Consider the following 13,453-nt stretch of genomic DNA (forward strand, 5'->3'; position numbering starts at 1 on the left):
CCTCTCGAGCGGCGAATCGGACCGGTGCAGGCTAACCGTCGCCGTCCATCCGTCACGCCGGTTCGTCCCATCCAGCGGGTGATTCGAGACTCCCCGTCAATCGAACGCCCGCTCGTCGATCCAGTCCGCGTTGAACAGCCGGGCGATCGACGCCAGCGCGCTGGTGTCGCCGTCGACGCTGGCGGAGGTGACCATCAGCCGGTCGACCATCGTGGTGGCCGCGGACTCCTCGACGGTGTCGGTGGCGTAGAGCAACGACCACGGGCACACCTGGTAGTCGCGGTGACCTCGGCCGATCGTCTGCCTGGCCGCGATCCCGGAGTAGCGGGGCTGGTGAAAGAACCCCAGTCGCGGGGTCGCGGTGGCCCTGGTGCCGTCGGCGAGGTGCTCGGCGGCGTGCAGGCTGATCGCGGAGGTCGTGTTGAACACGACGACCCGGGTCTCGCCGCGCTGGAACCGCAGCCGCTCGTTCTCGGCGTCGGGGCGGCCGCCGAAGATCCGGGACACCGCGATGCCGCGGGCCTCGAGCAGGTCCGCGACCGGCTCCGCGCCCGTGCTCACCATCTCCGTCGCGACCAGGCACTGGTAGCCGCGGTCCACGGTCGCCGCGACCAGGTCCGCCGTGTGCGGCGCCCGGATCATGCCCGCCTTCTGCCGGAACCGGATCAGCGCAGCCCGGCCGCGCGCGGTGTCGGAACCGGTCCTGGCGATCTGCATCTCCCGGCGGTAGTCGCCCCACTCCATCTCGTACTGCTGCCGCTCGGCGACGGTCAGGTCGACGCCAAGGCCGTCGATCGGGGCCTGCCCCCAGGGCGCGTCCCTGTGCAGCATCACCGGCGGGACGGCCGCGGTCATCGTGTCCCGCACCAGGGCGACGGCGTCGACCTGGGCGCGTCCGGATGCCTTCGCCTCTGCCGTCCACTGCCAGCGACCCATGTACCGCTCCAGCGGTACCCCCAGCTCGAGCAGGCGGGCGCCGAGATCGTCCCAGCGCTCCGGCGGCTCCCGGTGGACCTGCGCCAGCAGCGACGACAGGTACCGCCACTCCCCGGGGTGATGCCCGAGGGTCGCGGTCAGCGAGATCACGAACGGCGCCTTCTCGGGCGGGTCGAGGTGCCGGGTGACCCGCCGCTGGTAGTCGGTGCGCTGCGAGTCGTGCCGGAAGTTGTGCGCCTCGTCGTTGACGACGACGTCGAAGCGGTACCTCGGCCTGCCGTTACGGGCGATCAGCTTCTTCAGCTGATCCGGGGAGATGATCAGCCACCGGTAGCCGCCGTCGCCGACGGCCGCGATCGACGCGCGCCAGTGCGGGATGGTGATCGAGACGGGACGGTCGACGGTGACGAGAATTGTTGTACCACCGCGTTGTTCGGCCACTGCTTTCGCGCCCGCGATCGCGCTGAGCGTCTTACCCAGGCCCGGGTCGTCGGAGAGGCAGAACCCCCGGAAGTCGGCCTTCGCGGCCTGAGCGATCGCGGCGGCACCCTCGACCTGCTCGGGCCGTAGCTCCTTCGCGGCGGCCTGGGCGGAGGGTCCCCTGGTGCCGTTGAGCTCGTCCTCGACCCACTGCTGGTACGAGTACGGCTTCGCCGCGTAGGGGCGCAGCGCGTCGGGCAGGCTCGACCCGACGTAGGCGTGACTCTTGATGGCGCCGTAGTACTTTGCGCCAGGAGCGGGTGCCCGGAACGGCACCTCCAGCACCCAGACGCGTTCCCCGGCGGCGGCGACCGGCGCGTCGGGCTTCTTCGCCGCGGCCTTCTTCGTCGCGGCCTTCTTCGCGGGGCGGGCGGTCTTTCGGCGGGCCTTGGCGGTCACGGGGCAACCGTAGCCGCGCCCTGTGACACATCGGTGGCGCGGCCGTGGCGCGGTACTAGCTTCCTGGAGCGATCGGGTAGACGAAATGGGCTGGTCCGCCGCCCGGCAGAAACCACTCGGTGGACCCGGGGAAGTTCAGCGGCAGCGGGACCAGCTTGTGCGGCGCCCCGTTCTCGTCGGCCTGCCAGCAGCCGGTCATTACGCCGTGGAAGGCCGTGCACACGATGCGGGTGCTGGTACCGAACGGCGAGGTGAGCCGGTTCTTGCTGACGAACGGGTTCCAGTAGTCGGGGTCGGTCGGGGTCAGAAAATCCTTGGTGTCGAACGGGACGGACGGGCTGGGATACGGCGGAATCGGCGGCCACTCGTCCGCGGCCGCGGCGCCCGCCGATCCGAGGACCGCGCCTGCGGCGAGGGTCGCGGTCGCGGCGAGCCGCGCGACACGGCGGATGGCTGGGCTCATCTGGTCCTCATTCCGCTGGCACATCCGGTCGGGGCAGGTACAGGTGACCAGCGTAGACCCGCGCGATGGCCCCGGGGACGGGTTCACGCGTCCACGCGAACGCGCGGTTATCGGGCACGCCACTCGACAGATGGTCCGATATCCGCCCGTTCGGGGTCAGGCGTGCAGCTTCGCCAATGGTGAGGGAAAGCGGGGGAGCACCTTGTCGCCCTCGAGCCAGGCCGACAGCTTCGCCGCCTCGTCGTCGAACGCGCACCGCGCCTCGGCACCGACGTCCTCGAGCAGGTGCACCACCACCCGACCGGCCTCGTCCTGCCACCACCCCCCGACGATCCGGCCGTCCCACCACGCCGTCGGACCGGCGTTGCCGCTGGTATCGAAGAGCAGGTCCTTGTGCGGCCCGAGGTACCAGTCCCTGTCCCGCCAGCCCATCGTGGTGGGGTCGAGGGCGGGTAGCAGTGCCGCCCATGGCTCGACGGGGTCATCGTGTTCCTGGTCGTCGGCCAGCAGGTAGCCGGTCCTGCCGTCCAGGTCGACGGTGACGACGTCCAACGCGGACAACGCCTTCCGCACGGTCGACACCGTCGACCCGAGCCACCACTTGAGGTCGGCCTCGGTGCCGGGACCGAACGCACGCAGCCACGACCCGATCAGCCAGGCCGCGCCTGCCGCCTCCGTGCGGTGATCGATCGGCGTGCCCAGCCAGGATTCGCTCGTCGCCCAGCGGTTCCGCGACGCCCGCCAGGGTCCGTCATTGGTCGCGCGCATGATCCGGCCCTCGGCCGACAGCACGGTCAGCACCCGCGGTCCGACCGACACCTGCCCACCCCAGCTCCGGCCCTCGCCGTAGGCCATCGAGCCCTGCAACAGCGGGATCCGCTCGCGCAGTGCCGTATACGACGTCGGTTCACTGCCTGCCAGAGCATCGAGCACCGCGTCCCCGGCCGCCCCGAGCCAGCCAGCCCCGTCGTCGAACAGACCGGCCTTCTCCACCTCCCGGATCAGGCGGCGCCGCTCCGTGTCGGCGACCCGATTGCTGGCACCGGCCTGGACGAACGGCAGCGACTCGCTCGGGAACACGAACAGCGTGCGCCGCATCGCGAGGTGCTTGACCAGCGAACGCTCCTCGTACAGGGCGCGCTCCAGGTCGGCCACCACCATTCCGTCGACCCTTGCCCTTGCGGACAGGAAGATCGTCGCGGGGTCCGTGCCGTGCAGGCACACCATGCTCGTCGCCGCCTCCGTCACGCTCTCGGCGCGGACCTCGGGCGCGAGTCGGTGACGTCGGGCCAGTCGGGCGCGGCGCTGCGCCTCGTCGAACGGTGTTGCGTGATCGGTGGACACGGGATTCATTGTGCCCGCTCCCCGCCCTTCAGCGCCTCGAACGCACCCGCAGGTCCCGCGCCAGGTGGTCACGCTGCTCGATCACGAGTCGGCGCAACGCATTCGGCGCGGCGTTGTTGGCCGCGAGCCAGGCGTCGACCCGGCCGAGCGACTCGGCCGCGGGGAAGAGCCCGAGCACGATGCGTCTGGCGATCTCGATGCTCCGCCGCTCCCAGACGGCGCCGATCGCGGCGAAGTACTCCTCGTCGTACGGGGCGGTGAGGTCGCGACGTTCGCCCGCCCGGAAGCCGGCGATCACGGCGTCGAGGTGGTCGTTGGTCAGCGTGGTGTCCCCCTGCCGTTCATCTCCCAGCGCCGAAGCCCAGGCCCACGCCTTGACCTCCGCGTCCGGCCGCGCCGCCAGCGCCCGCAGGTGGGCCGTCCGCCCCGAGGCGGTGTCGTCGCAGGCGAGCTCGGCATCCAGGTCCGCCGCTTCGGCGTGGCCGGTGGCGGCAAGCGCCGTCCACAGCGCCCAGCGCAGGTCGGGGTCCAGGGCCAGACCGGCAGGCGTGGGCGCGCGGCCGTCCAGGACCGCCCTGGTCTCGCTCGCCCGGCCTGCGGCGACCGTGGCCGCGGACGCCGCCGCGCGTGCCCAGGCGAGCTGGGCTCCCGAACCCGGAGCGGCGGATTGCATTGCCGCCCAGCTCGCATCGAGCCAGTCGCCGCGCCACCGGTCCCGCTCCGCGGCGGGCAGGTAGTGCCCGATGGCGTGGGACGCGTTCGCCAGCACGGCGGCCAGCAGCGCCATGTTCGACTCGGCAGGCGCGAACGCGCGGGCCATCGTCAGGTAGCGCTCGGCGTCCAACTCGCCGTCGCGGGTCGCGTTCCACAGCGCCGACCAGATCAGCCCGCGGGCCAGCGGATCGGTGACCCGGTCCAGGGAGTCCTCGACGGTGCGGATCGAGCGGCCACCGAGGCGCACCTTGGCGTAGGTGAGGTCGCCGTCGTTGAGCAGCACCAGCGGAGTCTCGGTCAGCTCGACCGGCGTGCGGGCCGCGGCGATGTCCACGTCCAGCCGCTGCGCGAGCACCAGGTCGCCGCCGGAGTCGAAGTCGTAGAGGCCGATACCGAGGGTGTGCGGGCGGGGGTCGGTCTGGACTATCTCGTACCTGCCGCGGCGTCGCTCGAGCGTCAGCGTCGACACCCCCGACGTCTGCAGCCAGGCCCGCGCCCACGCCGTCAGGTCGCGGCCGGACGCGGCCGAGAGTTCCGCCAAAAGGTCGGCGAGGGTGGTGTTCCCGAAGGCGTGCGCCCGAAAGTAGCGCCGCGATCCCTCGAAGAACGCGTCCCGCCCGACGTACGCGACCAGCTGCTTGAGCACGCTCGCACCCTTGGCGTAGGTGATGCCGTCGAAGTTGAGCTTGGCCGCCTCCAGGTCGACGATGTCCGCGACGATCGGGTGCGTCGTCGGCAGCTGGTCCTGCGAGTACGCCCAGGCCTTGCGGCGGTTCGCAAACGCCACCCAGGCATCGGACCACTGCGTGGCCTCGGCGCTGGCGAGCGCGCCCATGAAGTCCGCGAAGGATTCCTTGAGCCACAGGTCGTCCCACCACACCATCGTGACGAGATCCCCGAACCACATGTGCGCCATCTCGTGCAGGATCGTGTTGGCGCGGCCCTCGTACTGCGCGGCCGTGGCCGCGCCGCGGAAGACGTATGCCTCGGTGAACGTGACACAGCCCGGGTTCTCCATCGCGCCGAGGTTGTATTCCGGCACGAAGACCTGGTCGTACTTGCCCCACGGATAGGGGTACTCGAAGTGCTCGGCGAAGAAGTCGAGGCCCTGCTTGGTCACCTCGAAGATGGTGTCGGCATCCAGGTACCGCGCGAGCGAGGCGCGGCAGAGGACCCCGAGCGGAACCGTGAGATCGCCTCGGCTCCAGGAGGACTCGACGCGGGCGTACGGGCCGGCGACCAGCGCGGTGAGGTAGGTCGAGATGGGCAGGGTGGGGGAGAACTCCACCGCCTGGCGGACGTCGTCGGCCTCGCGCGTCGCGGTCGGGCGGTTGGACACCAGCTCCCAGCCCGCAGGCGCGGTGACGGCAAAGATGTACGGCGCCTTCATGTCCGGCTGCTCGAAGCAGGCGAATACCCGGCGCGCGTCGGACGGCTCGTACTGGGTGTAGAGGTAGGTCTGGCCGTCGACCGGGTCGAGGAACCGGTGCAGCCCCTCGCCGGAACGGCTGTACTCGCCGGTCGCCTCGACGACCACGACGTTCGACGGACCCAGGTTCCGGACGGTGATGCGGGCGCCGTCGTACTCGACGTCCGCGGACTCCCCGTTGACCGTCACCGACTCGACCGAGAGCCCGATGAAGTCGATCCACGTCTCGTCGACGGTGGCATCGAACTCGAGGGTCGTGGTGGACGCGAAGCCGGACCGGGAGTGGTCCGGGGCGGCCAGCACGTCGAGTTCGACGCGATACCTGCGGGCGGTGACCGCGGCCGAGCGCGCGGCGGTCTCGGTGCGGGTCAGGTTCGCGATGCTCATCGTCCTCAGTCTCTAGTGGTAGCGGCAGGCTGCGATCCGGACCTCGTCGTCGACGAGTTTGCAGACGAGCCGATGCTCGTCGGTGATTCGTCGCGACCAGTAGCCCCGGAAGCCGTGCTTGAGCGGTTCCGGCTTGCCGATGCCTTCGTTGCCGTTTCGCGCGATGTCGGCGATCAGCGTGTTGATCCGTCTGAGAACCTTGCGGTCCTGGGTCCGCCACCACAGGTAGTCCGCCCACGCGTGCTCGTCCCAGACCAGCTTCATTCCTGGAGGTCCCGCACGACCCCTTCGCCGGACTCCAGCCGATCGATCGCGGCGAGGAGCCGACGGGCATTCTCCGGGCTCCTCAGGAGGTACGCCGCCTCCTTCAGCGACTCGTAGTCGTCGAGGGACACCATGACGACGGGCTCGTGGCCCGCGCGGGTGATGATCACCTCTTCGCGGTCGTTGACGACCGAGTTGAGCACCTCCGCGTAGCGTGCTCGCGATTCCGAGTACGTCATGGTTCGCATGGTTCAGCCCCTTCTCCCACGTACAGAAAATTGTACGCAGGGGCACCAGGGCCGGCAACCGTTCCCCTTAGGGAGCTCGACGTACGAGGGCGATGACCGGACCGTTTATGCCAAGCGTCATACTCGAACCTGATCCGTCAGCATCAACGAGGAGCCACCGTGACCCGGACCATCGCCCCGACGCACCCCTTCGACGCCGCCGTCGAGCTCACCCCCGCAGGCGACGGACTGCTGCACGGGCACACCTCCGCGGCCTATGCCAACATGGTCGGCCCGTTCGGCGGCATCACTGCCGCGACCCTGCTTCGGGCGGTCCAGCAGCACCCGGACCGGCTCGGCGATCCGCTCTCGCTGACCGTCAACTTCGCCGGACCCATCGCCGAGGGCGCGTTCGAGATCACCGCGCGACCGGTCCGGACGAACCGGAGCACCCAGCACTGGGCACTCGAACTGACCCAGGACGGCGTCGTCGCGACGACCGCGACCGCGGTGTTCGGCACCCGCCGCGAGACGTGGTCCGCTACCGAGATCACCATCCCGGACGTCCCGGCGGCGGGCGACGTCGAGGCAGGCGCCTTCCCCGAGTTCATCGCGTGGGGGCGCAACTACGAGATGCGGTTCATCGAGGGCGGGATCCCCACGACCGAGGCGGTCGAACACCCGAACTCGACGACGACGCTGTGGGTGCGCGACGCACCGGCTCGGCCGCTCGACTTCCCCGCCCTGACCGCCATGAGCGACGTGTTCTTTCCGCGTGTGTTCCTGCGCCGCGGCCAGTACATGCCCGCGGGAACCGTCTCGATGACGGTGTACTTCCACGCTGACGCGGAGGTGCTCGCCGCACAGTCCGACGACGCCGTGCTCGGCTCGGCGCGCGCCCAGCGGTTCGGCAGGGGCTATTTCGACCAGACCGCGGAACTGTGGGGCCGCGACGGCGCGCTGCTGGCGACGACCCACCAGCTGGTCTATTTCAAGGGCTGAGGCGAGGGCCGTCTGGCGACTTGCAGGGTTTCCGTCACGGTCGAGATGGTCGCCTGCCATCAGGGCGCCTGAACCTGGACACCGTCGCCTGCTGACGAGCGGACGTCCCGCTGCGCGTCAGCAGGCAACGGTGTCGAGTCGGCGTCAGAGCTCGGCGGCGACAAGTGGTTTGACGATGCCCGGCAGTTGGGTCTTCGCGATCTCAGAGTGCTTGTGGCCCCAGTAGCTGGGTCGGGTGTAGGTCCGGGCGATCCAGCTGAGGTCATCGACGGTCAGTCCGCCGTACCCGTACTCGATCTGCAGACCGGACGGGCTGCCGATGTACACCGAGGTCATCAAGTCGTTGGTGTGCCGGCCGAGAGACTGCATGACGTCGACGTTGTGCTCATCGAGCAGGTCAATCATCCGGCCAAGGTCGTCCATGTGCTCGACCTCGAGCATGAGGTGGTTGAACCCGACGTGGCTCGGGAACTCGGACAAAGCGAGCGAGTGGTGGCGTCCGTTGATGTGATAGAAGCGGACGTTGAAGTACTTGTTGGTGATGCGGTCAGACAGGCGGAATCCGAGGATGTCGACGTAGAATTCGTTGGCCTTCTCAATGTCTGGGACCTGAAAGACGATGTGGCCGAGGCCCTGGTCGCCGGTGACGAACCCGCCTCGCATGGTGCGCCCGGTCGAGAATGACAACGGCGTCGCCGCCTTGCCCCAGCTCAGCTCGTGGCGGATCCCCCACGGGTCCTCGAACCACGCCAGCTCGGCCACCTGGCGTTCACGCAGCAACTGTGGGTCTCCCCAGTGCACCGTCACGCCGTGGGATTCGAGGTGTGCGGCGAAGGCGTGCAGATCCGTCTCGTTGGCCACACCCCAACCGGCGTAGAGGAAGTCGTCCTCTACGGCGGGGTGGACGGCGATGCGGTAGTTGATGTCGTCGACGGCGAGTCGGACGGCACCGTCCGGGCCGTCCGGGGCGAGCATCGCCCCGAGGAGTCCGGTGCCGTAGTTGCGCCACTCTTCGGCACGCGGCGAGCCGATGCCGATGTACGACAGTTCCTGAATCATCGCTCTCTCTTTCGATCGGGACGATCGGGGTCCTGCCTCTCGGCGGATCCCCGGCTGTCGCCCTGGACTGACACGACGGGACATTACATACGTACGCCAATCATTGGCAATCCCATGAGTTAACTCTTTGGCTTGCCAACGTTTGGAATACCTAGTTAATCTCGGCGGGGGTTGGTTACGGCATATCGCCATGGTTCGAGGTGAGACACCGTCGCCGACGATGGCCGCGGCGATCGTCGGCGAAGTGACGGGCCCGGCGTCGAACTGGGGGCAGCCAGGGTCTGAGCTACATCAACGCCGACCCCACCCTGGCGCCAGCCCGACAGCTGTCAGTTGAGAGATGGGCGTCGAAGCCCACAACCACGTCAGCGCGAACGGAATTGCTGCCGGGTCCGCGGTCCTGTTCGACAGAGAAGGCCCCATCGGCACCTGCACCGTCAGCGCCATCGCCATCGCCAACGCCAACGAGCGCGCACGATCAACCTCGGCGCATAGGCCAGCCGCCGAAACCCAGATTCGACTGCGCCCGGCACTGAGCGCCACCGAATCGGCCGAACCGGCAAATCGTTGGATACCTAAAAGATTAGGGGACCCTATAGTTGGGACATGAGTTCGCCCGAGTACGCCCTCCGACTGGCACGCCGACCCGGATTTGCCTTCATCCGTGCCGCGCTGCGGGTCAAGCAGGTGTACGCGGACGCGCTCGCTCAAGTCGGACTCCTCCCCAACCAGCACGCGATCCTGAGCACGCTCGAGGAACTCGGCCCATCCCACCAGAAGATTCTCGCGAAACGCGTCGTCCTCGATCAGGGAGACATCGTCGCTTATCTCGACGGCCTCCAGAACGGCGGATTCGTCGTCCGTGAACGGGATCCCAAAGACAGACGGCGCCAGATCGTGACGATCACCGATGCCGGACGAGAACTACTGGCCAAGAGCGACCGAGTCCTCGATCACGTCGAGGAAAACACCTTCTCGACGCTGAACAAGGAGGACCGCGATGACCTCATCCGACTCTCCACCATCCTGTACGCCGCCACACGCACGGACGCTCCGTAGGACCCGCTGCGATGGGCACTCCGGTCACCGACGCCTCGTTGTAGCCCGCCTGCTGCGAACCGCGCGTGCTACCTGGGGATCATGCCGCGTCCGCTATCTGGCGCAGCAGGCGGCGCACGACCACACGGTGACCGCCGCTACCGATCACCAGCGCCCGGTAGAGCCTGCCGTGCAGGCCGGGGAACTCGCCCCACGACTGCGCCCGGATCCGGGTGCGGTCCGGACCCTCGTCGTCGAGTTCGAAGATCAGCGCGTAGCGCGAGAACCAGTGCCGGCCCGAGAGCGCCAACCGGGCCGGCGCGTCCGCCGAGTCGAGCGCGAACCCCCTCGGCGCGGACGGGTCGTCCGGGTCCGTGCAGACCACCTTCAGCAACCCCGTCCACACCCGAGCCCGATTCGCATCGATCGATCTGGCATGCTCGTCAATATAGGGCAATCGCTCCATATAGAAGGAACGTACTAGTAGATGGCGCCACCCCGCAAGCACGACACCGATGCGATCCTCGACGCGGCCCGCGCGCTCGTCCTCGCCGACGGCCCCCGCGCGGCAGGCGTCGCGGCGATCGCCGCGGCCAGTGGTGCGCCCGTCGGCACGCTGTACCACCGCTTCGGCAGCCGCAACGGCGTCCTCACCGAGGTGTGGCTGCGCGCGCTCGGCCGCTTCCAGGAACGCGTCATGGAGGTCGCGGGCGACCGGGACCCGGTCGAGGCTGGCGTGGCGATGGCGGTGGCGGCCGTGCGATTCGGTCGGGAATGGCCCGACGACGCGAAGCTCCTGCTCAACCTGCGGCCGAGCGATCTGCTCGACGGCGGCCCCGACGCGGAGTTCCGCGGCCGCCTCGACCGGATGAACGCGCTTTTGTTTGAGCGCCTGCGGCGCCTGGCGCGCGAGCTCCTCGGGGCGGACGGCGACCGGGAGATGGACGCCGTCAGCCGCGCCGTCATCGATCTCCCGTACGCCGCGCTGCGCCGCCACGCCCACGCACGCGAGCTGCCGGATTGGCTGGACGCCGACCTCGCGACCGCGGCGCGCACCCTGCTGACCTCGCATCGACGCTGACGCGCGAGGACCGACCGCCGCGAACCCCACCGGGCACCCACCCCGGTCGCCATCGATAGCGTGTCCTCATGAACGAACGACAGGCCGGCGGCTCGCTTCCCGATCAAGAGCATCACGAGGGCGGGTTCCGGCCGATGTCCGAGCTGATCAATGCCCGCGAGGAACGGGGCGCCGACATCACTCGGGGCGGGCCGCACTACGGCGAATTCATCGAGCAGGTGCGCGGCCTGATGGATCGCGCGCGGCTGGCCAGCCCCACCGACGAGCTGGCGCTGGACGCCATCGGCATCCTCAAGCAGCTCAACGACAAACTGGACGCGGCCGTCGTGAGCGAGTGGTCCACGCCGACGTGGACCCGGTTCGACCTACCCGCCCGCGGGAACATCACGCTCCCGCCCTTCATGATCGACCACGCCGACTCCAGCGGTGTCGACGCCCGTCTCACCTTCCGCACCTACCACCTCGGCGGCAACAACGCCGCGCACGGCGGCCAGGTGGCCGTCGGGTTCGACGATCTGCTCGGCATGGCCGCCGCGATGCACGCCGGTTCGATCACCCGAACCGCCTCCCTCACCGTGGACTACCGATCCGTCACCCCGCTCAACACCGAGTTGAAGGTCCGCGCCTGGGCCGAACGCCAAGAAGGCCGCAAGGTTTTCGTGCGCGCCACCCTGCACGACGGCGACCGGCTCTGCGCCGAGGCACACGGCCTGTTCATCGTGCTCAACCCCGGGCAGGCGTAGTCGATCGAGGCACCTACCGCCAGAAGGTGAACTGGTCGCGCACGGAGACCATCAGGCTGCCGCCCGCGCTCGAGACCCGAACATGGCGCGGATCGGCGCCATCCGGGAGCGGCAGCGACCACATGATCTTCCCATCGCGGGCCCGGATCGAGTGGATGCCCGTGTAGTCGCCGAAGACGAAATGCTCACCGTCGGTGAGCCCGTCGCGGATCCAGTACGCGTCCTGCCATGGCGTCTGCCAGAGCTCGCGGCCCGATTCGAGGTCGAGGCCCGTGATCGTCCGCGTCTGCGGCGAGGTGACCAGCGCCGCCCGCCCGACCACAGCGGCGAGGGCGGTGTCCCTGCCTGCCGACTCGTCCTTCACCAGGGCCGGACTCCGCCACCGCTCGGCACCGGTCGCCGGGTCATAGGCGCCGTCACCGAGGAACAGCGGTGCAGGCACGGACGGCTTGCTCGGATACGACGCCGCGCTGTAGGCCGGGATGGGCACGGCGCGGATCAGCGCGCCGTCGGCGGCCAGCAGATCCTGTGTGCCGACGGTTCCCGATCGTCCGCCACGACTGGCGAGGAACATGCCGTCCCCGACCGGCTGCAACGAATCGCCGCCGAAGGTGAACCGTTTGGTCCCGGTTGCGAGGTCGTAGACCGTGTAGACGTACTGCGGGTCGCCGTTGCCCCTGGCGGTGGCGATGACGCTGTCGGTGGCGGGGACCGCGTACACCGACGGGTACTCGCCCTCGGCCTCGAACGTGCGCCGGAAGTTCGCGCTGATATCGGTGACGGTTCCGCTGGTCAGCACGGGCCTTCCCGCGTCACGGTCGACCTCGGTCCCCGAGACGTACACCGTGTCGTCGACGACCTGCGCTCCGTTGACGTCGAAGTCGGTTCCCATCTCGGACAACAGTTTTCCCGATGCGGTGTCGACGAACAACACGCGGCGGCCGGCCCAGCAGGAGAGGACCACGGCCTCCACCTGCTGGCTGCACTGGCTGACGTTCCCGATCCGGGTCTTCCACGCGGCGGACCCGTCGGCCGGGTTGACCCCCACGAGTGTGACGGCGCCGACGGGTCGCCCGGACGCCTGATCGCCGTTGTCCGCGAGCGGGTTTGCGACGGCCGCGATCAGCATCTGGCCGGCGTCGAGGACGCCGCCGTAGCCGTGATAGGTGTCGAGGGAGTACGGCATCGAGAGCAGCACATCGCCGGAGTTGTCGGTGAGCCGTCGAACAGCGAGGCTCCACGCCTGCTCGGGCCGGTCACCGAGCGACGTGTCGACCACGAACTGCTCGGTCTCCGTGTCCACGACGGCAGGCCGGTCCGTGAGGGCAAGAGTCACCATCGTCACGGCGCCCACGATCATGGCGATGGCCAGGACGACGAGCTTCCAGTGTTCCCTCAGGCGTGGTCGCATCGGCCGACCGTAACCGACGGTGCAGGGCATGGCCGACGCCGAACGGGGTCGCGCCCGTTCGCGACACTCCGACACGTGGGGGCGATGGTCCTCGATTCGCGGGCCCCGCGGTCCTAGCCTGAAGCCCTGTCCGGGAACAGCGAGAGAAGAGGCCCCTCATGGCATTGCCCACCTTGACCCCCGAACAACGCGCCGCGGCGCTCGCGAAAGCTGCGGCATCCCGCAAGGCCAGGTCCGAACTGAGGGAGGACCTCAAGTCGGGCAAACTGACCTTCGTCGACGTCCTCGACAAGGCGGAAACCGACGAACTCGTCGGGAAGACGAAGGTGCTCTACCTCCTCGAGTCGCTGCCCAAGATCGGGAAGACCAAGGCCCGCGACATCGCCGAATCGGTCGGGATCGCCGAGACGCGTCGGGTTGCCGGGCTCGGCGCCCGGCAGCGCGCCGACCTGATCACCAAGCTCACCTGAAACAGC

The 13,453-nt window shown here is 69.1% G+C and carries 14 protein-coding genes; 5 read left to right on the forward strand and 9 right to left on the reverse strand.

Going from position 1 to position 13,453, the window contains the following annotated elements; all coding sequences use genetic code 11:
• Positions 1 to 96: 96 nt before the first annotated feature.
• The 6 genes from ACFXMV_RS01645 to ACFXMV_RS01670 form a co-directional block, all read right to left on the reverse strand.
• Entirely contained in the window at positions 97 to 1,815 is a 1,719-nt protein-coding gene (locus ACFXMV_RS01645) for a DEAD/DEAH box helicase (RefSeq protein WP_378499990.1), read from the reverse strand.
• 55 nt (positions 1,816 to 1,870) lie between these two features.
• A complete protein-coding gene (locus tag ACFXMV_RS01650; RefSeq protein WP_378499989.1) occupies positions 1,871 to 2,278 on the reverse strand; it encodes a hypothetical protein in 408 nt (135 codons plus the stop codon).
• A gap of 156 nt (positions 2,279 to 2,434) precedes the next feature.
• Entirely contained in the window at positions 2,435 to 3,622 is a 1,188-nt protein-coding gene (locus tag ACFXMV_RS01655) for a winged helix DNA-binding domain-containing protein (protein WP_378499988.1), read from the reverse strand.
• Positions 3,623 to 3,650: 28 nt separating this feature from the next.
• Positions 3,651 to 6,152, reverse strand: coding sequence for an aminopeptidase N (gene pepN, locus ACFXMV_RS01660; RefSeq protein ID WP_378499987.1), 2,502 nt, complete (start codon positions 6,150 to 6,152; stop codon positions 3,651 to 3,653).
• 12 nt (positions 6,153 to 6,164) lie between these two features.
• Entirely contained in the window at positions 6,165 to 6,416 is a 252-nt protein-coding gene (locus ACFXMV_RS01665) for a Txe/YoeB family addiction module toxin (protein ID WP_378499986.1), read from the reverse strand.
• Positions 6,413 to 6,664: a type II toxin-antitoxin system Phd/YefM family antitoxin gene (locus ACFXMV_RS01670; RefSeq protein WP_378499985.1), complete on the reverse strand. Its 252-nt coding sequence runs from the start codon at positions 6,662 to 6,664 to the stop codon at positions 6,413 to 6,415. The genes ACFXMV_RS01665 and ACFXMV_RS01670 overlap by 4 nt, the downstream gene beginning before the upstream one ends.
• A 159-nt stretch (positions 6,665 to 6,823) precedes the next feature.
• Between ACFXMV_RS01670 and ACFXMV_RS01675 the strand changes: the two genes are divergently transcribed.
• Positions 6,824 to 7,645, forward strand: coding sequence for an acyl-CoA thioesterase (locus ACFXMV_RS01675; RefSeq protein WP_378499984.1), 822 nt, complete (start codon positions 6,824 to 6,826; stop codon positions 7,643 to 7,645).
• A 144-nt stretch (positions 7,646 to 7,789) separates the two neighbouring features.
• On the opposite strand, the gene ACFXMV_RS01680 is transcribed toward ACFXMV_RS01675, so the two are convergent.
• Positions 7,790 to 8,704 carry a VOC family protein gene (locus ACFXMV_RS01680; RefSeq protein ID WP_378499983.1) on the reverse strand — a complete coding sequence of 305 codons (915 nt, stop codon included), beginning with the start codon at positions 8,702 to 8,704 and terminating at the stop codon, positions 7,790 to 7,792.
• Between the two features lie 606 nt (positions 8,705 to 9,310).
• Between ACFXMV_RS01680 and ACFXMV_RS01685 the strand changes: the two genes are divergently transcribed.
• A complete protein-coding gene (locus ACFXMV_RS01685) occupies positions 9,311 to 9,763 on the forward strand; it encodes a MarR family winged helix-turn-helix transcriptional regulator (RefSeq protein ID WP_378502662.1) in 453 nt (150 codons plus the stop codon).
• 79 nt (positions 9,764 to 9,842) lie between these two features.
• Here ACFXMV_RS01685 and ACFXMV_RS01690 read toward each other — a convergent pair whose 3' ends face one another.
• Entirely contained in the window at positions 9,843 to 10,208 is a 366-nt protein-coding gene (locus ACFXMV_RS01690; RefSeq protein ID WP_378502661.1) for a hypothetical protein, read from the reverse strand.
• Positions 10,209 to 10,229: 21 nt separating this feature from the next.
• Between ACFXMV_RS01690 and ACFXMV_RS01695 the strand changes: the two genes are divergently transcribed.
• Positions 10,230 to 10,823: a TetR/AcrR family transcriptional regulator gene (locus ACFXMV_RS01695; RefSeq protein ID WP_378502660.1), complete on the forward strand. Its 594-nt coding sequence runs from the start codon at positions 10,230 to 10,232 to the stop codon at positions 10,821 to 10,823.
• 68 nt (positions 10,824 to 10,891) lie between these two features.
• On the forward strand, positions 10,892 to 11,566 hold the full coding sequence (locus ACFXMV_RS01700) for a PaaI family thioesterase (protein WP_378501942.1): 675 nt from the start codon (positions 10,892 to 10,894) through the stop codon (positions 11,564 to 11,566).
• Positions 11,567 to 11,579: 13 nt separating this feature from the next.
• On the opposite strand, the gene ACFXMV_RS01705 is transcribed toward ACFXMV_RS01700, so the two are convergent.
• On the reverse strand, positions 11,580 to 12,977 hold the full coding sequence (locus ACFXMV_RS01705) for a PQQ-binding-like beta-propeller repeat protein (protein ID WP_378501943.1): 1,398 nt from the start codon (positions 12,975 to 12,977) through the stop codon (positions 11,580 to 11,582).
• A 158-nt stretch (positions 12,978 to 13,135) separates the two neighbouring features.
• Between ACFXMV_RS01705 and mihF the strand changes: the two genes are divergently transcribed.
• Positions 13,136 to 13,447 (forward strand): integration host factor, actinobacterial type, encoded by a 312-nt coding sequence (gene mihF / locus ACFXMV_RS01710; RefSeq protein ID WP_378501944.1) that lies wholly within the window; start codon positions 13,136 to 13,138, stop codon positions 13,445 to 13,447.
• Positions 13,448 to 13,453 lie beyond the last annotated feature (6 nt).

Origin of the sequence: Rhodococcus sp. NPDC059179, assembly GCF_042754885.1 — a bacterium.
In the GTDB taxonomy this organism is placed as follows: Bacteria; Actinomycetota; Actinomycetes; order Mycobacteriales; family Mycobacteriaceae; genus Rhodococcus_G.